Below are 24,171 nucleotides of genomic sequence, written 5' to 3'. Positions count from 1 at the left end.
GTTTCAAGGTCACCAATCTTTATCACTACCTTTTTAATTATTTTAGGCGGTATTTTTTTATCGGAAGATTTAGCGAAGAATAAATCATACCTGATCAGTAAAAAACAAAACTTTACAAAACAGTATCATATTACCAATATTAACCTCGTACCCGTGCCTAACTCTTGCCGCAAGTCATGTCATTAATATTTTGGCACAGAGAAGAAGGTACTTTTTCAATGCTCAGGGAGACGCCCAATGTATGCATTGAAGAGGCTTCTTTATATTGGCGATAGCGCAGAGTCGAATCGGCTTGTAATGAGTAAAAATATCCTGAATACATTTGATGTAATACATCACCGTCATTTAGTGCCAGCTTCTGAAAACATTCAACCTGATAAATTTGATATTGGCATCGTTGATTTAACATCACTTCGTCCATCATTTCATCCTTTTCTTGAAACACTGATTGATAAAAGCCATATCGAATGGATTGCATTAGCCAATCAAGAGTATCTTGATAAAAAGATAAATCGATTGGCGATAAGATCACTGTTCTATGCATATCATTTATTGCCAGGTTCATCTGATAAGTTGCATATACTACTCAGGCATGCTGCCACGATAAAATATGTACAAAACCCTCAAACATCGGACTTGCCACTGAAATGCTTACCCTCTGACAGACTGCTGATCAACAGTCTGGTACCCAGAATGCAACACCTGGTACGCAGTATACGTAAGGTGGCGATGATTCAGGCCCCGATCATGCTGCTCGGCGAGTCAGGTACCGGAAAGGAGCTGATAGCACGGACTATCCATGACATGTCAGCGCGACGTCATGGGCCTTTCATCGCCATCAACTGCGGTTCGCTTCCTTCGGATTTGATACAGGACGAACTGTTCGGGCATGAAAAGGGTGCCTTCACCGACGCACACACCAGTAAGCCTGGACGTATCGAGTCAGCACATGAAGGAACCTTGTTTCTCGATGAAATCGGTGACCTTCCCCATAACCTGCAAGTCAACTTACTCCGCTTTCTGGAAGATCAAAAAATTTGCCGTCTGGGTGGTGTCAATGAAATAAGAGTCGATGTCAGAATTATTTCAGCCACTCACATCGATATGATGGATGCCATATACGACAAGAAATTCCGAGAAGATCTTTATCATCGTCTCAATGTCATTCAGCTTGATATACCTCCTTTAAGAGAGAGAAAAGACGATATTGAAACTCTGGTAACCACTTTTTTTAATGATTTCTCCAAAGAGGCGGCGCCATGTGTCAAAGGATTCAGTAGTGAAGCCTTACTCTCTATTTTACAGCATGACTGGCCTGGAAATATCCGCGAACTTATCAATCGAGTCCGTCGTGCTCTGGTGATGTGTGAAGGTGAACTCATTCAACCTGAAGATTTAGGACTGACATATGAAAATATAAACGACGAAATTCCCAATACGACGCTAGATGCTGTACGGGACCAAGCTGAAATCGAGGTCATAAAAAAATCGTTGGAACGAAATAAAAGTAATATATCAGCAACGGCAAAGGAGCTGAATGTTTCTCGAGTCACTCTCTACAGGTTGCTGGATAAGCACCGTGTTGATTTATGCAGAAAACCAGTGAATGGCTCGAAAATATTCTAGAAAAACAGACTGTTATCGGTTATCCCACTTCCATCTGGTGATAAACGATGACATTAAACAAGTATCGAGGGATCTCCGGGAGATAACGATATGATACCAATAACCCTAACGCGCGTAGCAGGCCTGGCTTTCCTGTTTGTCGCCAGTCATGTATCGGCTCAAGATATCAACAATCAGGAGGCGGTCGGCCAACAACCGGTTGGTCAGGCGCCCGATATTGAACAGGAGCAACCCGAGATCCAGGCGATTCCCGATATCGGCGGCGTACTGACACCCAAGGGACGCCTGGTCATTGAACCGGAATTGCAATATTCCCATGCAAGCGTCAATCGACTCACCTTTCGTGGCGTCGAGATACTCAGTACCTTCCTGATCGGTGTCTTCGAGGCCGAAGATGCGGATCGCGACACCTGGACGGCTGCTGTAACCGGCCGATTGGGTGTGACCGATCGCCTGGAACTGGAGCTGAAAGTCCCGTATGTCTACCGTGACGACACACTCTACGCCACCGTCCCCGATGTCCAGGGTTTCAGTACGGACAGAGGCTTGAGCGGTAACGGCTTGGGCGATATCGAAGTCGCCGCCCACTATCAATTGAACCGGGGGCAGGATGGCTGGCCCTACTTCATCGGCAATCTGCGCTACAAATCCACGACCGGCGAGGGCCCTTTCGATATCCGACGTGACAGTGACGGTATCGAGCAGGAATTGGCGACGGGATCCGGTTTTCACTCCCTGGAACCGAGCCTGACCATGCTGTTTCCTTCCGATCCCGCCGTTTATTTTGCCAACATCGGTTATCTCTACAACATGGAGGATGATATCGATGAGTCTGTCGGTGATGTCTTCGTCGATGAAGTCGATCCAGGCGATGCCGTACGTGTCAGTTTCGGTATGGCCTATTCCATCAACGAACGATCCTCGTTCACGCTCGGCTACAAGAACGATTTCATCGACAAGACTACAACCCGTTTTACCGATGACGACGGGGATAGTGTCAGTACTCGATCCACATCACTGAACATCGGGTCTTTGCTCTTGGGTTGGTCCTATCAACTGTCACCGGATACCTCGGTCAATCTGGGGCTGGAATTGGGGGTCACGGACGATGCGCCCGATACCTTGTTGACTCTCAGGATTCCCTTTGGAATGAATGTCTTTTGAGGGTAAATCCCGCTATTAACCATCAGGGCAAGCTTCCGCTTGCCCTGTTTCTTGCTTGTGGCCACTGACGTTCAGAACAGCGAGTTCATGATCACCGAACGCTGCTGGGCTTCCCGAATGGATTTCACGTTATTGAGTTGGATATCGAGATTCACGTTCTGACGGATGTCCCGATTGGAGGCATGACTGACGACCGAACTCATGATTGCATCGCGAGTCACGCTATGCAGTGCCGCAGAAAACCCTTTCGGATCATTGAGGGTGACACCACTGAACTCCTTCATCCCCGGCAGCGAGATGTTGGCAGGCAGTGTATCCGTCAGCGGCTGGCCATTGCGCCCTACCTGTGTCAACTGCTGGTTGGAAGCCAAGCCCATATCACGCAAGGTTTCCGAGATGACCCGTGTCCCGGTCTGGGAAATGCTCAAGATCGTTTCATAGTGGATATTGTCGATTTGTGTCTTCAGCGTGGCACCGAAATTGATATCCAGGCCGGCGATACTGAAACCTCCCCGCATCTCCTCGAGCTGCGATTCGTCAATGACCGATTGACGCGCAAACGCCAAGGGTTCGGAGAAAGCGGTCACGCTCGGCGAATAATAGTCACCGTTGTCCACCACTTCTTCCAGGAAACCGGCTGGTGTCATGGAAGAAACGATCAGGCACAATCCGGCCAGCGGCCAACAAGCCAAACGGGCGCGAGACCTCGATTTATGACCCATCTCTGCGTTTCTGACATTCGATGAATCGTTCATTGTCACTTGTCTCCCATAGAGACCCCTATTTGCCCATTTCATTGGGACCGGGCAAGTTGAGGACCGTGGTCCCGATCCCCGAACGCCTCATGCCTTGCTTCAGCGGGGAATCCGGACGTATACGCCAATCATCGCCATGATTGAAGTTATGTTGCGCAATTTCCATGTCTCGCCTGGCTCCCAGCACCGTACCGCCCCACAATGTTTGGAAATGGGCTTTCGGCACGACAACCGTACCTACCGCCGGATCCCCCACCAGAACACGATCGTCATCCATGCCTTTAATGACGACAAAGTGCTTATAGCCACCGGTATTGATCAGCGTGATGGCAGGAACACCGACCCGGATGAAATCATCCAATTCGATACGAAATCCATCCGAATCCAGGTTCTCTTCATCCAGATACCGCTTCATGTCGAGCATGGAAAATCCATGCTGCTGGATCTTCTCCTGATCGCCACTTGCGAACATGCTGTCGAACACCTCGGCTTCCGAGGTGGGACGATCATAGTGATAGGTCAGCAGGGTAGCGACGGCGGCCGAGCCACAGCTATAGTCGTATTGCTGGGGAATGACCCGATCCCAACGCATTTCCACCAGACTCTTGCTGGGCACCTTGAACGAACCGAATGAACCGGCAATATTAACTGGACCGGCTTGTGCCGGCGTTCCTTCCACCAGCATCGTGATGGCAAGCAGTGATGCCGCAGCACCGGTTATCAGCCTTTTCATCGTCTATTACTCGGCCATGTAGATACTGACGCCAACACCACTGTTCACGGCATTGTTATTCCCGGTCACCAGATTGAACAATCCGATTCCCCCGAAATTTTCCAATGCCTGAGCTTCGATGGTGATTGCACCGCTCCGGATGGTGTCGGCATGGAAGCTGCTGTGACTGACAGAGGCATCGAGATTCTGAATGCTCTGGACATTCGTTATGTCGGCGAATCCCTCTCTTCCACGTAAGGAATCGAGTTCAGCGCCCTCCAGTCTCTCGGCAGCGGCAAACCCCCGGGATGAGTCGGATTCCGCTGCCATGGAAGCCGCAACCAGGGTGGAAAGCACGATACTTCCTATCAATTGCAGCGAGATACGGCTGAATCGTCTCATGATGACCTGCTCCTGAACGTCGACGCGTGAAAACCGATCGCACAAGGGTTGGCGACTGAACGCCGCCAACCCGTATTACCGCGTTACCACCATTGACCAACGTCCATCAGTTGCCGATGTTCACGTTGCTATGTGCAGCGACGTTGCTGGCAGCCAACTGGGAGTTGTAGATCCCCGTGGACAGGTTCATGTTGGCAATACCACCGAAGGTACCGGCACCGGCTGACATCGTCGCGGCCCCGGTTGCCAGAGTGGCATTCCCGCCATTTCCGCCATTGCCACCGTTACCTCCATTACCGGCAGCCGCCATGGCATCACCGCTGGTGCCGGTACCACCACCACCGCCACCACCGTTACCATTGGCACTTCCACCCGTGCCGGCCGTTGCATTACCACCATTACCTCCATCTCCGGCCGTACCCGTTCCACTACCACTTCCGGTACCACTGCCGGCACCACCGGTACCGCCGGCGGCAGCTGACGAGGCAGTCGCATCACCACCGGTCGCATCGCCACCGGTCGCATCGTTGTCATCGTCCTCGACAACGGCTGCCAGACCACCCAAAGTTGCGTTGCTGGCGTAGGTATCGTCATTCTCGGCATCAGCGTCTCCGCCTTCACCGGCTCCAAGGCCTAGCCCCAGACCAGCGCCATCACCGCCATCATCGCCATCGCCTGCCTTGGCGTAGGACTTGCCACCATCTCCGCCTTCGCCTGTACCGCCTTCACCGCCAACACCCACGCCCACGGAAGCAGCAACGGCATCGCCACCATCGGCTCCTGCTCCGCCCGTGGCACCGTCACCGGCATTGATATAGACCCTGGAGCCGGTCACTTGAGACTCCAGATCCTGATAGGCAATAACTTCAGTAATGGTGTTGTAGGATTCACTCATGGCCCAGGCATCGCCACCGCGTCCGGTCGCGCCGCCGGCCCCTCCCGCACCACCGGTACCGGTTCCACTGCCCGCCGTACTCGCGGCGTCCTGTGTGCCGGAATTGTCATCATCATCGACTTCGTCGAGGTAGTTCTTGGCTTTCGCGGACGCATCGCTGCTGCCGTTGCCGCCATTACCACCGCTGGAATAACCACTGTCTCCGCCTGTGGCTGTCGCATTCGATGTCAGTTCATTCGATTGATCGCCACTGTCATCGGTACCGATCTGCTTGTTGAAAGGGTTGGCGCTGGCGGTGGAAATCGCCATGACCAAAGCCAACATTGTCGTTCCCGCCAGTACGTACTTCTTCATGGTGAATCTCCCTTATCATGCATGATTGATTCATTCTTACGACCGATAAAACGGCAGTTCCCTGACAATGTCGGGAAACCATGCTTGCCAACGGGACACGATCCCCGTTGGTAGTCAGTGCCATCTTCATGGTCGAAAGGTATGGGGCAGGTTATGTGCCATAAGGCACGTAAGGGAGAAAAAAGGCCTTTCCATCAATGGGTTGGCGAATAGAAAAAGTGAGAGGAAATGACCGTTTGACAGCGCTTTTTCAGGAAGTACCGAGCCGATGTTTCAATAAAGATACATAAATGCTGGCGACTTTAGACCACCATTGTTGTTTATCTTTATTTAACAGGAAGGTACAGGATTTTTCCCGGTTTCCTTTATGTTACATAAAGTCACTCGAGCGCGGAAATCAATCCAACCGCATATGTCCCTGGATCAACCCCACCAGGGTATCGGTGGCATCATCAGCGGTCGTATCCAGATGAATGAGACGACGACGCTCATCGTCATCGAAGGCATCCATATCAGCGAGTTGTCTGTCCAGAACCGATAGCCCTGCCACCCGGGCATCATCTCCGGGGCCGACACGTTTTGCGATTCGGGCCCGTAACGTCGTTGTATCGGCTTCGAAGCTGACAAGTATAACCGGCAACCCCCTCCCCTCGGCCTGCCAAGCGAGCAAATCGCGTTGTCGGCGCTTCAGGCAAGTGGCATCGATGCAGACCGGTAACCCCGATTCGAGCAGGATCCCGCTCAGGCTTGCCAATCGCCGATATGTACGCTCGGTAACTTCAGGAATGTAACGTTCTTGGTCGCCTCGTCGCTCTTCCTCGATCAAACGTTGACGCTCCACCGCCGAACGCAGACGAATGCCACCCACTCGACGGATCGTTTCGCCGGTAAAACGACTTTTGCCACTGCCTGACACACCGACACCGATCAACAGGTAGGGAAATTGAAATTCACAATCATCTTCCGCCAGTTCGAGAAAGGCACGACAAGTTTCATTTGCATCGTTCTCGAGTTCATGCTGACAAGCGTGCCTGGCGCGTTCCAGGGCACGATAAACCTTGAAGAAGGTAAGTACGCGAGCCAACTCATGATCGCCGGAGAGTTCAAGATATCGATTGAGCGCATGACGCGCCATATGACGCTCGTTACGTACCTCCAAATCCACCAGTAGTCCCGCCAGATCACTGCAGACGTCCTGATAACAGGTAGCATCGTGGGAAGGAACCCGGTTTGCTTGCCACTGGCATGCTCCCTGTCGATTGACAACATCCACGCGCAGCGACGAATGGAGATCGCGAACGTATCCTTGCCGTTGGCGTTTCGACAGCACTTTCTGTAATCGAACGAACGCCTCGGCCATCCAGGTTCGCAAATATGTCAAACGACGTAGATCACCAGACTCATCCAGTCGCTTCATGAGCCATTCGAATTCGTCTTCGATGGCATCACGAAGCGACAAGACACCCTCCGAGTCGCCTGATGACCCCATGGATTGGGCGTCCTCATGGCATGCGACCACTTGCATGATGACATCATCGACCCATTCCCGAGAGAGGCCACCCTCGACATCCGGCTGTTTGGACAAGTGCCGATGACTCAATCGGCGCATCTTGACCGCATACTCGAACGGTGCATCCGCGTCGCCAAGTCGCGGCGATTCCGGCGACCCGGAGATAGGCACGACACTCAAACAGTGATGAGGCGACAACCGTCGATTGAAGCGAACTTCATTTTCACAAAGCCGACGACGCTGCTCCAGCGTCGTGCTATCGAGCACATTGCCGAAAGCCAGGGGTTTCCTCACTTTATAGGCGGCGTTCCCGGTCAATAGTATCCAGACCATGGGCGTTTCATGGCATTCAATCTCATCTACCGGGTGTGCATAACTTGTCGGTCGACTCATTGACCGAATCAACGCCTCACTCACCGCTTCCCTCCTGCCCCCTCGGTTGACCATCACCCCTTCTGTCAGGTTCGACCAAGGGTATCGAATGCCTTCTCGGCACCATCGAGGGTTTTCTGGATATCTTCCGGCGAATGCGCGCTGGACATGAAACCGGCCTCGAAGGGTGATGGGGCAAGATAGACTCCTTGATCGAGCATCCTCGAGAAGAAACGACGGAACATCTCGGCATCACAGGCTGTCACCTGGGCGAAATTGTCCACCCGAGTCTGGTGAGTGAAGAACAGCCCGAACATTCCCCCGACGCGCTGCGTGATCATGTCCACACCCGCCGCTTCGGCACGTGCTTCGAGTCCTGCACATAGAGTATCCACACGCTGGGCCAGGGCATCATGAAAACCGGGCTCACGAAGTTTGTTCAGCAGCGTCACCCCTGCCGCCATGGCCAACGGATTACCGGCCAGGGTACCCGCCTGGTAAACCGGCCCCAGTGGCGATATCCACGACATGATTTCCCGGCTTCCGCCAAAGGCGCCAACCGGCATTCCACCGCCGACAATCTTGCCCAGGCAGGTCAAATCCGGCATCACGCCGTAATGGGCCTGTGCACCACCGAGCGCCACCCGGAATCCGGTCATCACTTCATCAAAGATCAATACGCTGCCGTATTCATTGCAGATCCGACGTAGCCCCTTCAAGAAGTCAGGCGCCGGTGGAATACAATTCATATTCCCCGCCACCGGTTCGACAATGATCCCGGCAATCTGATCACCGATTTCCTCGAAACAGGCTTCCACCGCCTCGAGATCATTATACGAGAGCGTTACGGTATGTTCGGCCAGCGATGCCGGAATGCCGGGCGAACTTGGCTCGCCATGAGTCAGCGCCCCGGAGCCGGCCTTGACCAACAATGAATCGGTATGACCATGGTAATTGCCCTCGAACTTGACGATCTTGTCCCGACCGGTATATCCACGTGCCAGTCGCACGGCCGACATGGTGGCTTCCGTACCGGAATTGACCATGCGAACCATTTCGATAGTAGGAAGCAATTCGCAGATGAGTTCGGCCATGGTGGTTTCGATGGCAGTTGGCGTTCCGAATGACAGGCCGTCATCAAGACGCTTGCGCACGGCATCGAGGACCTCGGGATCGGCATGACCGGTAATCATCGGCCCCCAGGAACCGACATAGTCGACATAGCGATTATCTTCCACATCGAACAGGTAAGCGCCCTGAGCACGCTCGATGAAACGGGGGGCACGATCCATACCCTTGAAAGCACGTACTGGCGAATTGACGCCACCGGGGATATAGCGACATGCCTGCTCAAACAACTCAGCGGATGTGGTCATGAAAGCCTCTCGGGTCAAGATAACAACAAGGATGTCGGGTTGTGGATAAGTTTATGGATAACCCCACCACGGATGACATCAGTCAAGTCATCCATGGTCATTGGCGAATGTTCGATTGTCTAGCCGTCGATTCAATCGCTCGACGCACGATTTCAGGTTTTCCTGACCAAAAATACCACTGACCATGGCAATGAGATCAGCGCCCGCTTCCTTGACGACCGACATATTCTCGCCGTTGATTCCGCCGATCGCGACCCGGGGCAATCCGAAACGCGCCGCTTTCCGGAGACAACACGGATCCGCCGGTGGCGCCCCGGGTTTGGTGGACGAGGTGAAAAAGCGGCCAAACGCCAGATAACTGGCTCCCTCGCGAGCCGCCTGTTCAGCCAGATCCAACCGGTCATGGCAAGTGGCTCCGATGATGACCTGCTCTCCAAGTCGCTTGCGAGCATCACTCAAGGCACCATCCTCCTGCCCCAGATGTAGACCGACATGGCGATGGCCTTTCTGCTGCAGCCGACATGTCAGCTCAAGATCATCGTTGATGATCAATGGCACACCGTAACCGCGACACAGTGCCGCCAAGGCCTGGGCCTGACGCCAACGCTTGGGGCCATCCGCTGATTTGTCACGGTATTGCAGTAACGCCAACCCGCCTTGCAATGCCTGTTCACAAGCCGACAGCAAGGTCGGGTCGTCCGGTAGCAATGTCTCATCGGTGATCGCATAGAGCCCTTGCGTCCAACGAAATCCCATCACCGTTACTCCGAGGAAAACGACCGAATTGTCTCGTTCCAGAAACGTCTCGGTAACCACTGACCGTCACCGGGACTCCAGCCATGGCGTAGTGCTTGCCAGGTAAAGGATTGAGCCTGTTCGCAAGCCCGGATCAGGCTCTCACCACACGCCAGGCGAGCAGCCAGCGAAGAAGCCAGAGTACAACCGGAGCCATGGTAGTGATCGGGAAGTCGCGGCCAGTGCCACTGTCGACCGTTGTCCGGTGTATGCAGTGTATGCATCACGGTTTCGGTCGAGGTCACCGGTAACGGGTCATCGGTTCCCGTCACCAGAACGGCCTGGCAGCCGAGAGATAATAACGAGATCGCCCGGTCGGTGTCGTTATCCAGTGTCTCATCGGCAAGATGAGCCAATTCATAACGATTGGGCGTCAAGATATCCACAAGCGGTAGCAAGCGCTCACGGCAGGCATCGATCAATTCGGTTGTGTATAACTCCGTTCCTCCACCACTCTTGAGGACCGGATCGAGGACGAGTGGTACCCCGGGATAGCGACGCACGATATCCACTACTGCATCCAGCGAATCGAGACTGGCAATCAAACCTATCTTGATCGCCGCCACCGGAAACTCATCCAGTGCCAGCGCCATGGCCCGCATGTCCTCGCCGCGGCAAGGAAAAACACGCTCGACATCCCGTGTATTCTGCGCCGTCAGAGCGGTTGGAACCGTCACGGCCCAACCACCGCTGGCGGCAATGGTTTCACTATCAGCGATCAGACCCGCTCCACCGCTAGGATCATGACCCGCCAATACAAGTACAACGGGCAACTGTTGGGTAGAAGGCGGCATACCACCTCTCAGAACGGCTTGACAACGGCCAGAATGACGATCGCCAGAAGGAAGATCACAGGCACTTCATTGAACCAGCGAAAATAGACATGGTTCTTGGCATTGGTTCCGGCAGCCAGCTTCTTCATATGAGCCAGACACATGTGATGATAGCCAACCAAAAGTACCACCAGTGCCAGCTTGGCATGGAGCCATCCCTGACTCATGTATCCCGGTATCAGGTACATGAGCCAAATTCCCAGCCCGATCACAGCCAGCATTGACGGTACCATGATACCCCGATACAGCTTGCGCTCCATGATCTGGAAGTAATCGATCGCTTCGCGGTCGTCATTGTCACGCGCCATGGCATGATAGACGAAAAGCCGAGGAAGATAGAACATGGCTGCAAACCAGGTCACAACACTCACGAGATGCAGGGCTTTGATCCAGAGATACATGCAAGCTCCTTTCAGCGGGGGAATCAGAGTGTATCGCGATAGTAATGCTCGATGGCGTCACGAGTGACGATACCGGAAATACGCTGCGTCTTGGGTGCCTGCCAGTCAGCCACATAAAGCGCGTTCACTGCCTCCTTGTCGAGACGGGCCAAGGCCTCAGTCAAGGTGGCTTCGGCATGAATAGGTGCCATATCGAGCCGCACCCCCGGCACTTCCAGCAGATCCAGACGCCCGTTAGCATGAGGCTCCAGGGTGTGATCAAGCAAGGCCCTCGCCAGATCCGCAGCCTTGAGTGCGAGTGTCGGTTTGTCATCGGTGGAACGTAATATCACGATCCAGGACGGCTTGTCCTCCAGTAGTGACTTGGCTTCATCAAGCGCCACCATGCGTTGCGTACATACCAGCCGACGTTCCATGACTGCCGGAACGGAAACACGTGACAATGCCTGCATGAGGGGTTGCTGGAGGGGATGCAATCCCTGCTGAAGCATACTCATGTAGAACCCCTGACAATGCAGTTGTCGCGCTGTCAGTCCGGATATGACAACCGACAGCATGCCCGGAAGAATGATATTGGGATTGTGAGTCAGTTCCAGCAGCGCCATGAGGGCTGCCAGAGGCGCTTGAAGTACGGCACCGAGCATCGCCGCCATTCCCAGCATGGCATATAGAGAGGGATCGGCAGCCATGGCTGGCCAGAGCCATCCACCGAACAGCCCGCTCAACGTACCGGCCGCCGCTCCTGCCACCAGTACCGGACCAATGATTCCTATCGGGACGCCACAGGCCACGGTCAGTGCCGACAGCATCAGCTTGGCAATCGCCAGCGCCACCAGAACGTCCAGGGCCTGTTGTCCATTCAGGGAAAGAGCCAGACTGTCATAACCGATCCCCTGAACCTCGGGATACCACCAAGCCAAGGCGCCCGTCACCAATCCGACCAATCCAAGCTTCAACCAAGCCGGCCAGGCCGATAAACGCGAATCACCTTTGGCGATATGCACGAATACACCCGCCAGCATACCGATGCACAGAGCGGATACCACGATCCAGGGAAGATTGGAGAGCGACCCCAGACTGACACTCGGCACCTGGAATGCCGGCTCACTGCCATAAACGAACTGGGCCACCACAGCCCCTATCGTCGAGGCCAGGATCACCGGCATGAAACCGGCGATCGTGTATTCCATCATGACCACTTCCATGGCAAAGATGACCCCGGCGATAGGGGTATTGAACGATGCCGAGATACCCGCTGCCGTGCCACAAGCCACCAGTACCCGCAAACTATTGTGGGGTAACCGAAATTTCTCACCGAGACCACTGGCAGCTGCGGCACCGAGATGGATCGCCGGTCCTTCGCGACCGGCCGACAAGCCTCCGATCACTGTAACGACACCCACCCAGCACTGATTGATCCAATTACGCAACGGGAAACGGCCCTGATGATATGCCAGCCGCTCGATAACATGAGCCACACCCATCTTGCGGGCACCTGCAGGCTGTCGCCATAAACCAAGACCGATCAGCAACACCGCAATGAATGGCAACAGGGAGCGCGAGACGGGAGACAATGTTTCAAAGGCTTCGGAATCTCCATCCGGCATCAACATCATCCCACCCAGATCCAGAGTCAGGCGAAACGCTACCATCAATCCACCGGTGACGATGCCTGCCACCAACCCCAGCAGACAGAGCTGAGGCAAGGCATCGACACTGGCCAGCTGACGCCGGAATCGCCTTAAACTGAAATCAAGCCGCGGAAACGGTTTCACGGGACTCCCTGACGGATCGCATGACTTTCACATGGATATGGATCACATGAATCCGCTATCAGGTGTATCATAAACGGACATGCTACGCTTGTGGCGGATAGGATGAGGAGGCACTCGTGATCAAGGTGGGTATCGTCGGCGGCACGGGCTATACCGGAGTCGAATTATTGCGGTTGTTATCGCAGCATCCCGATGTCGAAGTGGACGCCATTACCTCGCGTTCCGAAGCGGGATTGGCGGTTGACGAACTCTATCCCAATCTGCGCGGTCATTTTCCCGGCCTGGCCTTTTCTGAACCCGATCCCGAACGGCTCGGCGATTGTGACGCCGTGTTCTTCGCCACGCCACACGGTGTGGCGCATGCCATGGCCGGTGAGTTGATCGGCCGTGGAGCCCGGGTGATCGATTTATCCGCCGATTTTCGTCTCGCCGATGCCGATGAATGGGCGCATTGGTACGGCCAGTCGCACGGGGCACCGGATCTCCTCGAAGATGCAGTATACGGACTCCCCGAAGTCAATCGTGACGCCATCTGCCAGGCGCGATTGATCGCTGTTCCCGGATGTTATCCCACGGCCGTGCAACTTGCCGCTCTGCCATTGCTGGAACGGGCATTGATCGATACCGATCATGTCATCGCCGACTGCAAGTCCGGCGTGACCGGGGCCGGCCGGGGAGCCAAGATCGGTTCGCTGCTGGCCGAGGCCAGCGAATCCATGAAAGCCTACGGTGCCAGCGGTCACCGCCATTTGCCGGAAATTCGCCAAGGTCTGACACGTGCTGCCGGCAAGTCGGTCGGCTTGACCTTTGTCCCTCATCTGACCCCCATGATCCGGGGCATCCATGCCACTCTATACGGTCGGCTGACTCATGAACCAGGCGATCTACAGGCCTTGTTCGAGCAACGTTTCAAGGATGAACCGGCCGTCGATGTCATGCCACCGGGCAGTCATCCGGAAACCCGCAGCGTCAAGGGCACCGACATGTGTCGTATTGCCGTGCATCGGCCTGGCGGTGGGGATACCGTCGTCGTATTGGCCGTCATCGACAACCTGGTCAAGGGCGCCTCAGGCCAGGCCATTCAGAATCTCAACCTGATGTTCGGCTTCGACGAGATGGAGGGACTCTATGCGCCGGCGCTGATGCCGTAATGCATATTGAATAACCAAAGTTGACCCTTTTGCTAAGGATTGCTGATAATGGGCAGTCACGCTTCATTTTTCGCACGAGGAGAGCGCATCGATGAGCGACACTGAATCCTTCGATCCCAGCGCTTTCAAGCCTCTATTGTTATCCGATGGGGCTCAGAACCGTCTGCGCACATTAATCGCTGAAGAAGGCAACAATGGGCTGAAGTTACGCGTCTACGTCACCGGCGGCGGCTGTTCAGGGTTCCAGTATGGTTTCGATTTCGCGGATGACGTCAGCGACGAGGACACCTTGATCGAATATGACGATGTCGCCCTGGTGGTCGATCCGCTTTCGTATCAGTACCTGGTCGGCTCCACCGTGGATTACGAAGAGGGGCTGGCCGGTGCCAGGTTCCTGGTACAGAATCCGAATGCCACCACCACATGCGGCTGTGGTGCTTCCTTCATGGTGTAAATAGCGTTTCCTCCCCCAGCTTGACGCTTCCCCCGGAACTCGCCATGGTAGATGACGTATTCCGCCAACAATCATAGCCAATGGGGAACTCCATGAAACGACAAATCTATAAGGTGTCCGCACTTTCCAGCCTGATGCTTGGCCTTGCAACATCCTCCACGGCCCTGGCTCAGGACACACTGGAAGTCGTGACCGACCCCAGCTTCGTCCCCTTCGAAATGATGGATGAGGACTCCGGAGAAATGGTCGGCTTCGACATGGACATCATCCGTGAAGTGGGTGAGCGAGCCGGTTTCGAAATCGACCTCGAAACCATGGATTTCAACGGTATCATTCCCGCCGTTCAGACCGGCAACGTGGATATCGCCATTGCCGGTATCACCATCACTGACGAACGCGCTGAAATCGTCGACTTCTCCGACCCCTATTACGATAGTGGTCTCCGCATTCTCGTCAGTGCCGATAACGACAGCGTCGAGGAATTCGATGATCTGGAAGGCATGAAGATCGGCACCAAGGTCGGTTCCACCAGCTATGACTATCTGGAAGAGAATCTCGGCGACGATGCCGATATCACTCCCTATCCAGGCAGTTCCGACATGTACATGGCATTGATGGGAGGCAGCGTCGATGCTGTGTTCTACGATGCTCCCAATGTCGAATACTTCGCCAACACCCGGGGCGAAGGCCAGGTCAAGGCGGTTGGACCGCTCTATGAAGGGCAGCAGTACGGCATCGCTCTGGTCAAGGACAGTGAATGGGTCGAACCCGTCAACGAAGCACTGGCTTCCATGAAGGAAGACGGGACTTATGATGAAATCTATGAAGAGTGGTTTGGAAGTGCGCCGGACGATGATGAGTAATCGTACCATGCACTAACCTTGCGGGGTCGGGCCAAGCTCGACCCCGTTGTATTTCATCATCCAGAACCATTCCCCGCCTGGCAGAAATCCTCTGGTGCCAGGCGGTTCACTGGCAGGAGGAGCCACGTGGAATTCGTATTCGATTGGCAGGCGGCCTTCGCCTCCATACCCCACCTGCTGACAGGGATTCCCTGGACCCTGTTGATCTCCTTCGGTGGCCTGGCCATCGGCTTCATCATCGGGATCATTTTCGGCCTGTTGCGTATCAGCCCCATCAGTTGGCTGCGCTGGCTGGCAACCACCTACATTGAAGTCTTTCGCGGCACACCCGTGCTGGTCCAGGTCCTGTTCATTTTCTATGGCCTACCCCAACTGCTAGGAGGCCCAATCAATGCCGTTGTCGCCGGCATTGCTGCCATTGCCGTCAATTCCGGTGCCTACATCTCGGAAATCGTGCGTGGCGGCGTACAATCGATCGAACGTGGACAACGTGAGGCCAGCCTGTCGCTTGGCCTTTCGCGTACACAATCCTTCCGCTATGTCATCTGGCCGCAAGCATTTCGACGCATGATCCCGGCCCTTGGCAACCAAGGCATCATCAGTATCAAGGATACCTCGCTCTTTTCGGTCATTGGTGTCGGCGAGTTGGTTCGCCAGGGACAGGTCTACATTGCGACCACCTTCAACGCCCTTGAAGTCTATTTCATGGTAGCGATCCTCTATCTGGTCATCACCTTGAGCCTTTCTCTGGCCTTGCGCATGCTCGAGCGCAAGGGCCTGGTCGGACAATAAGGGACAACATTGCGATGAATGATGAACATTCACAGACCCCTTCCTCGCCAGAGCATTCCATTGTCTCTCTTGAGAAGCTGAACAAACACTTCGGCAGCCTGCACGTCCTGAAGGACATCGATCTGGACGTCACGCCCGGCGAAGTACTGGTGATCATCGGGGCAAGCGGTTCAGGCAAATCCACCTTGATACGCTGCGTCAATGGTCTGGAGGAGTATCAAAAAGGACGGCTGCATGTCGACGGCAAGGAACTCCTGCCCTATGGCAAAAGCGGTCAATCCCTGCAGGCCATCCGAACCGAAGTGGGTATGGTTTTCCAACAGTTCAATCTGTTCCCCCATTTGACGGTCAAGGCCAATGTGACACTGGCACCGCTCAAGGTCAGGGGGATGACCTCACAGGAAGCGGACACGACCGCCGAACGGCTTCTCGAACGAGTCGGGATTGCTGATCAAGCCGACAAATACCCGACACAACTCTCCGGGGGGCAGCAACAGCGCGTTGCCATTGCCCGGGCTCTGGCAATGGATCCACGACTGATGCTGTTCGATGAACCGACCTCGGCTCTCGATCCGGAGATGATCGGTGAAGTACTGGATGTCATGCGGGAACTGGCTCGCGAAGGCATGACCATGATGGTCGTGACCCACGAGATGGGCTTTGCCCGCGAAGTCGCCGATCGGGTGATCTATATCCATCAAGGGGAAATCGTCGAACAGGGGCCGCCTCATGAGGTCTTCGATAATCCCCGGAATGAAAGGACCCAAAATTTTCTTTCTCGAGTGCTCCAACACTAATCCTGCCTGACGGATTTTCATCGATAGCTGCCATTGACGGGTCTGTGATTCATCACAGGCCCGTTTTCGTCCTTGTGGACAATTTTCCTCCTTCCAGTAGTCTTATCCGCTTACAACCCTTATCACAGAGGCTTCTCTGATAAAGAACCAACTTGTTCACAGCTACGGTGACAGATCCGGTACAGATCGGTGTATAGCTGCTGAATGGACCGGGCTGTGGATAGACAGCAATTTCATCCACAGCTTCATCGCCGTTCGTGCGCTGCTTTTACCCGTGGATTCCTTATTCTTATGAACACAATATCTTATTGTTTTTAAAATGAAAAATCTTCTTTTCCACAAAAATGATCCACACCAGTAATAACAACCACAACAGAACTTCTTTATTTAATAACCAATAATGATTACTGAAAGGATGGACAGGCAGGCAGAAACGAACGAGGTGTGGAAAACCCCTGACGGTTACCCACAAGAGGTTTATACTGGCTGGCTGATTTCGCTATACATCCTTTAGCAACGATGCCCGACCTGGCATCCCTCGAGGTGCAACGTGGATTATCCCGACCGTTATGAAGTCATCGTCATCGGTGGTGGCCATGCAGGAACAGAGGCTGCGCTGGCCGCTGCCCGTTCAGGCAGCCGAACCCTGTTGCTGACACACAACATCGAGACACTCGGTCAGATGTCCTGTAATCCTGCCATGGGGGGAATCGGCAAGAGTCACCTGATCAAGGAGATCGACGCCCTGGGAGGCGCCATGGCGGAAGCCACGGATGAAGCCGGCATCCAGTTCCGCATTCTCAATGCCCGCAAAGGACCCGCAGTTCGTGCCACTCGAGCACAAGCTGATCGTGTTCTTTACAAGGCTGCCATTCGACGCCGTCTCGAAACCCAGCCGAATTTGACGATCTTCCAGCAAGCCGCCGGCGACCTGATCGTTGAAGGCGATACCGTGCGTGGCGTCATTACCGAAACGGGCATCCGTTTTCATAGCGACACTGTGGTCCTGTGTACCGGAACTTTCCTGGGCGGAGTCATTCATATCGGGCTCGACAACAGTCGTGGTGGACGCGCCGGTGACCCCCCTTCGAATGCACTGTCATCTCGGCTACGCGAACTGCCATTCCGTGTCGACAGGCTCAAGACAGGAACTCCACCACGGCTGGACGCCAAGAGCATCGACTTCTCCCGCCTGGAGGAGCAGCCCGGCGATACGCCGACACCAGTCATGTCATACATGGGCGAACGTGAGTGGCATCCACGCCAAGTGAGCTGCCATATCGCACACACCAACGAGACAACTCACGAGATCATCCTGGCCAATCTGGATCGTTCCCCCATGTACTCGGGAACCATTGAAGGCGTCGGTCCACGTTACTGCCCCTCGATTGAGGACAAGGTGCATCGATTCGCCGACAAGTCGAGTCACCAGATTTTCGTTGAACCCGAGGGACTCGAGACTCATGAGCTATATCCCAATGGCATATCGACCTCACTGCCCTTCGACATCCAGTTACAGGTCGTCCGGTCGATCGATGGTCTCGAGCAGGCGCATATCACACGCCCGGGGTACGCGATCGAATACGATTTCTTTGATCCACGTGATCTTCATCACTCTCTGGAAACCAGATTTATCCACAACCTGTATTTTGCCGGACAGATCAATGGGACGACGGGGTATGAAGAAGCCGGCGCACAAGGGTTGCTGGCCGGCGTGAACGCGGCTCGCCGGGCTCGGGGGGAAGCTGCCTGGACACCTCGGCGCGACGAGGCCTATCTGGGAGTTCTGGTCGATGACTTGATTACCCTGGGTACCCAGGAGCCGTACAGGATGTTTACATCGCGCGCCGAGTACCGGCTGCTGTTGCGTGAGGACAATGCCGATCTGCGTCTGACCGAGACCGGACGTGAACTGGGATTGGTCGACGATGCCCGCTGGATGGCGTTCGATGGCAAGCGAGAGGCCATCGAACGGGAACAGGCTCGCCTCGAGCGTACCTGGATTCAGCCAGGAACGGCGGCGGCAGGCGTGATCGAGAAAAAAACCGGAAAGGCGTTGAGTCGCGAGTACAATCTGCTCGATCTGCTCAAGCGTCCTGAACTCGAATATCGAGATCTGGCGTCGCTGGACGATGAAGTGGATGTGGATGCCACGGTTGCCGAGCAAGTGCAGATCCAGGCCAAGTACAAGGGCTACATCGATCGCCAGCAGGAGGAGATCGACAAGCTAAAACGACATGAGGCGACCCCCCTGCCTGCCGATCTGGATTACGACAGGGTCGATGGTCTTTCCAACGAGATTCGCCAGAAACTTCAGGCCGCTCAACCAGAGACACTCGGTCAGGCCAGTCGTATTTCCGGCGTGACGCCGGCGGCAGTATCGATTCTATTGGTTCACCTCAAGAAGCGTCGTTTGCTGGACACCAGTCAGGTAGCCGCTGGATGAGTGACTCAAGGGAAACAACCATCGAACGACAGTTGAACGAGGGACTCTCCGAGCTGGGCTGGCATCCGGATGATCGTCAGCGCCGGCAACTGTTGACGACGGTGTCCCTGTTGCACAAGTGGAATCGTGCCTATAACCTCACCGCGATACGATCGTCGGCTGACATGGTCACCAGACATCTGCTCGATAGTGCCGCTATCGTTGACACCATGTATGGGCCGCGGATCCTCGATGTCGGTTCCGGTGCGGGATTTCCCGGCCTCGTCATCGCGATTCTGAGGCCGGATGTGGCAGTCACGCTGCTTGACAGCAACGGAAAGAAAGTACGTTTTCAACGCCAAGTTATGCTGGAATTGGGGTTGACCAATGTCACGCCCGTGCAGGCCAGGGTCGAATCGTTTCAGTCCGAGCCTTTCGAACAGATCGTGTCACGTGCGTTTGCCAGTCTGGGTGATTTCGTGACACTCAGTGACCATCTGCTGGCTCCTCGAGGCAAGTGGATGGCGATGAAAGGACCGTCGGCAGAATCGGAGTGCGACGGATTGCCTTCTGGTGTGCAGGTCGAGGAAGTCAGACAACTCGACATCCCAGGTGAACAGGGTCAGCGCGTCCTGATGACCTTGAGCCGCCATGGAGACTATGGGGCGTAAGCTCAATATTGGCTGGAACCTGCAAGGGAGTCACTTGTGACCAAGATCATCGCCTTGACCAATCAAAAGGGCGGCGTGGGCAAGACCACGACCGCCGTCAACCTGGCTGCCAGTCTGTCAGCGCTTGACCGTCGCGTATTGCTGGTCGACCTCGATCCCCAGGGGCATGCCACCATGGGCAGTGGCATCGATAAACACGAACTCGATGGCAGTATTCTGGATGTCTTGATGGGAGATAGCCGTGCCCCGGAGGTGATACTCGATTGTCCGGACACCGGGTATGCCTTGTTACCCAGCAATGGCGATCTGACGGCGGCGGAAGTCGATCTCCTGAATCGTGATGAAGGACGTGAGCGTTTTCTTGCGGACGCACTGAATAGTGTCGCCAGTGAGTATGATGTCGTGCTGATCGATTGCCCCCCGTCGCTGAACATGCTCACTGTCAACGGTCTGACCGCCGCCCATGGCGTCCTGATTCCCCTGCAATGCGAGTTCTACGCTCTGGAAGGGTTGTCTGCACTACTCGATACGATCGATCAGATTCGCGACAGCGTGAATCCCAATCTGGCAATCCATGGCATCGTCAGGACGATGTATGATTCACGCAACAGCTTGACGCGTGATGTCAGCAAGCAACTGCGTGATTACTTCGGGGATACACTGCTCAAGACAACGATTCCTCGTAATGTCAGGGTCGCAGAAGCTCCTAGTCATGGGTTGCCGGTGACCAAGTACGCCCGCTTTTCGCGTGGCAGTCAGGCGCACCGTGTACTGGCCAAGGAATTGATTCGTCGCTTGTCACTATGAGTCTCGGTAACATGAGTCGAGGGAAAACCAATGACGCGTAAACGCCCCCTGGGTCGTGGCCTGGATGCCCTGATCGGCTCTGGTGCCCGCCAACGTGAATTCGTGGAAGGAGAGAGTGAACATTCCCTCGAAACGCAGGATGGTGAGGTTGATCTGACTACGGAGGCACCCGCTCTGGTCGGTGATCGTCTTGAGCGTCTCCCGCTTGGACAGTTGTCTCGAGGGCAGTATCAGCCACGTCGGGACATCCAGCCGGAAGCCCTGGAAGAACTGGCGGATTCGATTCGTTCGCAAGGGGTCATGCAGCCCATCGTGGTGCGTCCCGTTGGCCGGGATCGCTATGAAATCATTGCCGGCGAACGCCGCTGGCGGGCCGCGCAGCTTGCCGAACTCGATGTGATTCCGGCCGTCATCCGCGAAGTCAGCGATCAGGCCGCTCTGGCGCTTGCGTTGATAGAAAATATTCAACGCGAGAACCTGAATCCGATTGAAGAATCCATGGCTCTCAAGCGATTGATGGATGATTTCGACCTGACACAGAAGCAGGTGGCCGACACAGTGGGGCGTTCGCGGGCTCAGGTTGCCAATCTGCTTCGCTTGTTGGCCCTCGATCCGGAAGTTCAGACACTTCTGGAACGTGGTGATCTCGATATGGGGCATGCGCGGGCATTGTTGGCACTCGCCGGTGCCAAGCAGCGTCAGGCAGCTCATGAAGTCGTCAACAAGGACCTGACGGTTCGCGCGACCGAAGCTCTGGTAAAGCGTCTTTCCGAAGAGGATACGTCCACGAAAGCGACGACGACCTCGGAGTCCCCCCCGGCCGATGTGGATCGTCTGGAAACGCAACTTGGCGAATTGCTGGGTGCGCCGGTCAAGATTCATCATGGTCGAAGTGGCAAGGGACGTTTGACGATCCGTTACAGCAGTCTGGATGAGCTTGACGGGATTCTTGCGCACATTCGGTGAAACGTATTATTTTTTTAGCAAGCTAACTTTTTATCGACGTTTCCTCGCCTTTTGGTCGTAAACTAGTGCAATATCGCGCAAAATTGCGTTGCCTTCGGTTGAACGCTCTGTACCGCTTCCCTATAATCCGCGGGTGTTTGTCTGATGATAGCGGTACTTGGTCGTTTGACGCGTCTCGGCATGGGTGATTGATGCGACAACCATCACCGGCATCTCGCCGTCAAACGCGTTTCGTACGAATTCTCTGGTGGCAAGCCGTTGCCATTGGTTTTCTGACAGGCGTCGCGACTCTGTCAGGTGGGATGGAAACCACATTATCCACCTTGAAGGGTGGGGTGGTTGGTTGGTTGCCCAGTGCCTATTTCATTTGGCGATGGCGCTTGACGCGCGGAGGAAGCCAGGCACAGCGGATCGTAACCAACCTCTATCAGGCAGAGGCGGGAAAGCTCGGTTTGACGGTGGCACTGTTCGCCCTGGTATTTGCGGCAGTGCCTCCCTCAAACCTGGCTTTTTTCTTTAGCGCATATTTGGCGGTTCTTCTCATGCACTGGCTGGCTCCCTGGCTCATGCGTGGATGACCCCAACACAACGCGAGGCGACTTCATGGCTGCCGATAATCCGACGCCGACCGAGTATATACAACACCATCTACAGAATCTGACTCTGGGACATCACCCCGAAAATGGCTGGTCGCTGGCACATTCCGCCGAGGAAGCTCGCGAAATGGGGTTCTGGGCCATCCACCTCGATACCATGGGGTGGTCGATTGCCATGGGGACAATTTTCATCTGGTTGTTCCGTAAGGCCGGCAAGGCGGCAACTACCGGCGTCCCCGGCACACTGCAGAATATGGTCGAGATGGTGTTCGAGTTCATCGAGAATCTGACGCGCTCGACGTTCCACGGCAAGAATCCCATCATTCCGCCACTGGCATTGACACTGTTCGTCTGGATTCTATTGATGAACAGTCTCAAGGTCATTCCGGTGGATTACTTCCCCGAGCTGTTCGCTCGCCTGGGCGTCGAATACATGAAGATCGTCCCGACCACGGATCCCAATGCCACCATGGGGATGGCGATCGGGGTATTCTGTCTGATCATCTATTACAACCTGAAGGTCAAAGGGATCGGCGGCTTCGCCAAGGAGCTCTCGTTCACCCCCTTCAACACCTGGCTGCTGGTTCCCTTCAACCTCATATTGGAACTGATCAGCCTGCTGGTGAAACCGCTCAGCCTGGGGCTGCGTCTATTCGGCAACATGTTCGCCGGCGAGGTGATATTCATCCTGATTGCCCTGTTGCCTGTCTGGGCCATCTGGTTGCTGGATGTTCCGTGGGCGATATTCCATATCCTGGTCGTCACCCTTCAGGCATTCATCTTTACGGTGCTGTCCGTCGTGTACTTGAGTGCCGCGCACGAGCATCACTGAGAGTCCGAGCAACGCTTGCAACTTTCGTAATCCCTTGAACTTAAAATTGAAATCAGGAGTTCTATCATGGAAATGGTCTATCTTGCTGCTGCCATCATCATTGGTCTGGGCGCTTTGGCTACTGGTATCGGCTTCGCTCTGCTGGGCGGTAAGTTGCTTGAATCTACAGCTCGCCAACCGGAGCTTGGTGATCAGTTGCAAACCAAGACTTTCATCATGGCAGGTCTGCTGGATGCCGTACCGATGATCGGTGTCGGTATCGCGATGTATCTGATCTTCGTCGTAGCCGGGTAACAGTTCACTGACCGGGCGCCTCGCGCTCGGTTCGTTAGTTTCCGGTCGCCACGAAACCGTCAGAGGTACAGTCCTGTGAATATCAACATGACGCTTATCGGACAGTCGATCGCCTTCGCGATCTTTGTCTGGTTTTGCATAAAGTATGTGTGGCCGCCGATCAGCCAAGCGCTCCACGAGCGTCAGAAGAAGATCGCCGAAGGCCTGGATGCGGCCAGCCGTGCGACACGCGACCTTGAGCTCGCCCAGGAAAGAGCGGATCAGACGCTGCGGGAAAGCAAGGAGCAGGCTTCCGAAATTCTCGAGCAAGCCAACAAGCGTGCCAATCAGATGATCGAAGAGGCTCGTGAACAAGCGCGCGCCGAAAGTGATCGCATCGTCGCTGGCGCCAGGGCCGAGGTCGAGCAGGAAGTCAATCGCGCCAAGGAGGAGTTGCGCACTCAGGTGGCCACGTTGGCCGTCACGGGGGCGGAACGCATCCTGGAATCCTCCATCGACGAGCAGGCTCACCGCAAGATGTTGGATAAGCTTGCCGCCGAATTGTGAGGAGGTG

The 24,171-nt window shown here is 54.9% G+C and carries 25 protein-coding genes; 15 read left to right on the top strand and 10 right to left on the bottom strand.

Annotation, left to right across the window (positions count from 1 at the left end):
* The first annotated feature begins 237 nt into the window (after positions 1 to 237).
* Positions 238 to 1,626 carry a sigma-54 interaction domain-containing protein gene (locus tag BLW01_RS07210; protein WP_229806443.1) on the top strand — a complete coding sequence of 463 codons (1,389 nt, stop codon included), beginning with the start codon at positions 238 to 240 and terminating at the stop codon, positions 1,624 to 1,626.
* Positions 1,627 to 1,716: 90 nt separating this feature from the next.
* Entirely contained in the window at positions 1,717 to 2,790 is a 1,074-nt protein-coding gene (locus BLW01_RS07205) for a transporter (protein WP_092568823.1), read from the top strand.
* A gap of 71 nt (positions 2,791 to 2,861) precedes the next feature.
* Here the strand turns inward: BLW01_RS07205 and BLW01_RS07200 are convergent, their stop codons facing one another.
* From BLW01_RS07200 to BLW01_RS07155, 10 genes are all read right to left on the bottom strand, one after another.
* Complete coding sequence (locus BLW01_RS07200) at positions 2,862 to 3,545, bottom strand: hypothetical protein (protein WP_139243921.1); 684 nt, start codon at positions 3,543 to 3,545, stop codon at positions 2,862 to 2,864.
* 25 nt (positions 3,546 to 3,570) lie between these two features.
* A complete protein-coding gene (locus BLW01_RS07195; protein ID WP_189462096.1) occupies positions 3,571 to 4,278 on the bottom strand; it encodes a C39 family peptidase in 708 nt (235 codons plus the stop codon).
* Positions 4,279 to 4,284: 6 nt separating this feature from the next.
* Positions 4,285 to 4,659, bottom strand: coding sequence for a hypothetical protein (locus BLW01_RS07190; RefSeq protein WP_092568821.1), 375 nt, complete (start codon positions 4,657 to 4,659; stop codon positions 4,285 to 4,287).
* A 106-nt stretch (positions 4,660 to 4,765) separates the two neighbouring features.
* Positions 4,766 to 5,908 carry a hypothetical protein gene (locus tag BLW01_RS18865; protein WP_175529793.1) on the bottom strand — a complete coding sequence of 381 codons (1,143 nt, stop codon included), beginning with the start codon at positions 5,906 to 5,908 and terminating at the stop codon, positions 4,766 to 4,768.
* Positions 5,909 to 6,305: 397 nt separating this feature from the next.
* Positions 6,306 to 7,811: a bifunctional aminoglycoside phosphotransferase/ATP-binding protein gene (locus BLW01_RS07180; RefSeq protein WP_244889965.1), complete on the bottom strand. Its 1,506-nt coding sequence runs from the start codon at positions 7,809 to 7,811 to the stop codon at positions 6,306 to 6,308.
* Positions 7,812 to 7,876: 65 nt separating this feature from the next.
* Complete coding sequence (hemL, locus tag BLW01_RS07175) at positions 7,877 to 9,166, bottom strand: glutamate-1-semialdehyde 2,1-aminomutase (protein WP_092568819.1); 1,290 nt, start codon at positions 9,164 to 9,166, stop codon at positions 7,877 to 7,879.
* 87 nt (positions 9,167 to 9,253) lie between these two features.
* Positions 9,254 to 9,922: a thiamine phosphate synthase gene (gene thiE, locus BLW01_RS07170; RefSeq protein ID WP_092568818.1), complete on the bottom strand. Its 669-nt coding sequence runs from the start codon at positions 9,920 to 9,922 to the stop codon at positions 9,254 to 9,256.
* 5 nt (positions 9,923 to 9,927) lie between these two features.
* Positions 9,928 to 10,755, bottom strand: coding sequence for a bifunctional hydroxymethylpyrimidine kinase/phosphomethylpyrimidine kinase (gene thiD / locus BLW01_RS07165; protein ID WP_092568817.1), 828 nt, complete (start codon positions 10,753 to 10,755; stop codon positions 9,928 to 9,930).
* 8 nt (positions 10,756 to 10,763) lie between these two features.
* Positions 10,764 to 11,195 (bottom strand): protoporphyrinogen oxidase HemJ, encoded by a 432-nt coding sequence (gene hemJ, locus BLW01_RS07160; protein ID WP_092568816.1) that lies wholly within the window; start codon positions 11,193 to 11,195, stop codon positions 10,764 to 10,766.
* A 23-nt stretch (positions 11,196 to 11,218) separates the two neighbouring features.
* Positions 11,219 to 12,970, bottom strand: coding sequence for a chloride channel protein (locus BLW01_RS07155; protein ID WP_092568815.1), 1,752 nt, complete (start codon positions 12,968 to 12,970; stop codon positions 11,219 to 11,221).
* 116 nt (positions 12,971 to 13,086) lie between these two features.
* Between BLW01_RS07155 and argC the strand changes: the two genes are divergently transcribed.
* From argC to BLW01_RS07090, 13 genes are all read left to right on the top strand, one after another.
* On the top strand, positions 13,087 to 14,121 hold the full coding sequence (gene argC / locus BLW01_RS07150; RefSeq protein WP_092568814.1) for an N-acetyl-gamma-glutamyl-phosphate reductase: 1,035 nt from the start codon (positions 13,087 to 13,089) through the stop codon (positions 14,119 to 14,121).
* A 91-nt stretch (positions 14,122 to 14,212) separates the two neighbouring features.
* The gene (erpA, locus tag BLW01_RS07145; protein WP_092568813.1) at positions 14,213 to 14,575 is read left to right on the top strand and encodes an iron-sulfur cluster insertion protein ErpA; all 363 of its coding nucleotides are present in this window, start codon (positions 14,213 to 14,215) and stop codon (positions 14,573 to 14,575) included.
* Positions 14,576 to 14,667: 92 nt separating this feature from the next.
* Positions 14,668 to 15,438 (top strand): transporter substrate-binding domain-containing protein, encoded by a 771-nt coding sequence (locus tag BLW01_RS07140; RefSeq protein WP_092568812.1) that lies wholly within the window; start codon positions 14,668 to 14,670, stop codon positions 15,436 to 15,438.
* A gap of 126 nt (positions 15,439 to 15,564) precedes the next feature.
* The gene (locus BLW01_RS07135; RefSeq protein WP_092568811.1) at positions 15,565 to 16,230 is read left to right on the top strand and encodes an amino acid ABC transporter permease; all 666 of its coding nucleotides are present in this window, start codon (positions 15,565 to 15,567) and stop codon (positions 16,228 to 16,230) included.
* 14 nt (positions 16,231 to 16,244) lie between these two features.
* A complete protein-coding gene (locus tag BLW01_RS07130) occupies positions 16,245 to 17,027 on the top strand; it encodes an amino acid ABC transporter ATP-binding protein (RefSeq protein WP_092568810.1) in 783 nt (260 codons plus the stop codon).
* A 550-nt stretch (positions 17,028 to 17,577) separates the two neighbouring features.
* Positions 17,578 to 19,473 carry a tRNA uridine-5-carboxymethylaminomethyl(34) synthesis enzyme MnmG gene (gene mnmG / locus BLW01_RS07125; protein ID WP_092568809.1) on the top strand — a complete coding sequence of 632 codons (1,896 nt, stop codon included), beginning with the start codon at positions 17,578 to 17,580 and terminating at the stop codon, positions 19,471 to 19,473.
* Positions 19,470 to 20,123: a 16S rRNA (guanine(527)-N(7))-methyltransferase RsmG gene (rsmG, locus tag BLW01_RS07120; RefSeq protein ID WP_092568808.1), complete on the top strand. Its 654-nt coding sequence runs from the start codon at positions 19,470 to 19,472 to the stop codon at positions 20,121 to 20,123. Before mnmG ends, rsmG begins: the two co-directional genes overlap by 4 nt.
* A gap of 36 nt (positions 20,124 to 20,159) precedes the next feature.
* Positions 20,160 to 20,930 (top strand): ParA family protein, encoded by a 771-nt coding sequence (locus BLW01_RS07115; RefSeq protein ID WP_092568807.1) that lies wholly within the window; start codon positions 20,160 to 20,162, stop codon positions 20,928 to 20,930.
* A 30-nt stretch (positions 20,931 to 20,960) separates the two neighbouring features.
* The gene (locus BLW01_RS07110; RefSeq protein ID WP_092568806.1) at positions 20,961 to 21,896 is read left to right on the top strand and encodes a ParB/RepB/Spo0J family partition protein; all 936 of its coding nucleotides are present in this window, start codon (positions 20,961 to 20,963) and stop codon (positions 21,894 to 21,896) included.
* Between the two features lie 191 nt (positions 21,897 to 22,087).
* On the top strand, positions 22,088 to 22,474 hold the full coding sequence (locus BLW01_RS07105; RefSeq protein WP_092568805.1) for an ATP synthase subunit I: 387 nt from the start codon (positions 22,088 to 22,090) through the stop codon (positions 22,472 to 22,474).
* 25 nt (positions 22,475 to 22,499) lie between these two features.
* Positions 22,500 to 23,324, top strand: coding sequence for a F0F1 ATP synthase subunit A (gene atpB, locus BLW01_RS07100; protein ID WP_092568804.1), 825 nt, complete (start codon positions 22,500 to 22,502; stop codon positions 23,322 to 23,324).
* 66 nt (positions 23,325 to 23,390) lie between these two features.
* A complete protein-coding gene (atpE, locus tag BLW01_RS07095) occupies positions 23,391 to 23,618 on the top strand; it encodes a F0F1 ATP synthase subunit C (protein WP_092568803.1) in 228 nt (75 codons plus the stop codon).
* Between the two features lie 75 nt (positions 23,619 to 23,693).
* Positions 23,694 to 24,164 carry a F0F1 ATP synthase subunit B gene (locus BLW01_RS07090; protein WP_092568802.1) on the top strand — a complete coding sequence of 157 codons (471 nt, stop codon included), beginning with the start codon at positions 23,694 to 23,696 and terminating at the stop codon, positions 24,162 to 24,164.
* Positions 24,165 to 24,171 lie beyond the last annotated feature (7 nt).

The organism is Aidingimonas halophila, from assembly GCF_900106955.1.
In the GTDB taxonomy this organism is placed as follows: Bacteria; Pseudomonadota; Gammaproteobacteria; order Pseudomonadales; family Halomonadaceae; genus Aidingimonas; species Aidingimonas halophila.
Note: the sequence above shows the minus strand (reverse complement) of the source record. Positions and strands in the feature narration are given on the sequence as shown.

Excerpts from the sequence above, each read along its gene's own strand:
- BLW01_RS07210 (WP_229806443.1), top strand. The coding sequence starts at position 238 with ATGTATGCATTGAAGAGGCTTCTTTATATTGGCGATAGCGCAGAGTCG.
- BLW01_RS07205 (WP_092568823.1), top strand. The coding sequence starts at position 1,717 with ATGATACCAATAACCCTAACGCGCGTAGCAGGCCTGGCTTTCCTGTTT.
- BLW01_RS07200 (WP_139243921.1), bottom strand. The coding sequence starts at position 3,545 with ATGAACGATTCATCGAATGTCAGAAACGCAGAGATGGGTCATAAATCG.
- BLW01_RS07195 (WP_189462096.1), bottom strand. The coding sequence starts at position 4,278 with ATGAAAAGGCTGATAACCGGTGCTGCGGCATCACTGCTTGCCATCACG.
- BLW01_RS07190 (WP_092568821.1), bottom strand. The coding sequence starts at position 4,659 with ATGAGACGATTCAGCCGTATCTCGCTGCAATTGATAGGAAGTATCGTG.
- BLW01_RS18865 (WP_175529793.1), bottom strand. The coding sequence starts at position 5,908 with ATGAAGAAGTACGTACTGGCGGGAACGACAATGTTGGCTTTGGTCATG.
- BLW01_RS07180 (WP_244889965.1), bottom strand. The coding sequence starts at position 7,811 with ATGAGTCGACCGACAAGTTATGCACACCCGGTAGATGAGATTGAATGC.
- hemL (WP_092568819.1), bottom strand. The coding sequence starts at position 9,166 with ATGACCACATCCGCTGAGTTGTTTGAGCAGGCATGTCGCTATATCCCC.
- thiE (WP_092568818.1), bottom strand. The coding sequence starts at position 9,922 with ATGGGATTTCGTTGGACGCAAGGGCTCTATGCGATCACCGATGAGACA.
- thiD (WP_092568817.1), bottom strand. The coding sequence starts at position 10,755 with ATGCCGCCTTCTACCCAACAGTTGCCCGTTGTACTTGTATTGGCGGGT.
- hemJ (WP_092568816.1), bottom strand. The coding sequence starts at position 11,195 with ATGTATCTCTGGATCAAAGCCCTGCATCTCGTGAGTGTTGTGACCTGG.
- erpA (WP_092568813.1), top strand. The coding sequence starts at position 14,213 with ATGAGCGACACTGAATCCTTCGATCCCAGCGCTTTCAAGCCTCTATTG.
- BLW01_RS07140 (WP_092568812.1), top strand. The coding sequence starts at position 14,668 with ATGAAACGACAAATCTATAAGGTGTCCGCACTTTCCAGCCTGATGCTT.
- BLW01_RS07130 (WP_092568810.1), top strand. The coding sequence starts at position 16,245 with ATGAATGATGAACATTCACAGACCCCTTCCTCGCCAGAGCATTCCATT.
- rsmG (WP_092568808.1), top strand. The coding sequence starts at position 19,470 with ATGAGTGACTCAAGGGAAACAACCATCGAACGACAGTTGAACGAGGGA.
- BLW01_RS07110 (WP_092568806.1), top strand. The coding sequence starts at position 20,961 with ATGACGCGTAAACGCCCCCTGGGTCGTGGCCTGGATGCCCTGATCGGC.
- BLW01_RS07105 (WP_092568805.1), top strand. The coding sequence starts at position 22,088 with ATGCGACAACCATCACCGGCATCTCGCCGTCAAACGCGTTTCGTACGA.
- atpB (WP_092568804.1), top strand. The coding sequence starts at position 22,500 with ATGGCTGCCGATAATCCGACGCCGACCGAGTATATACAACACCATCTA.
- atpE (WP_092568803.1), top strand. The coding sequence starts at position 23,391 with ATGGAAATGGTCTATCTTGCTGCTGCCATCATCATTGGTCTGGGCGCT.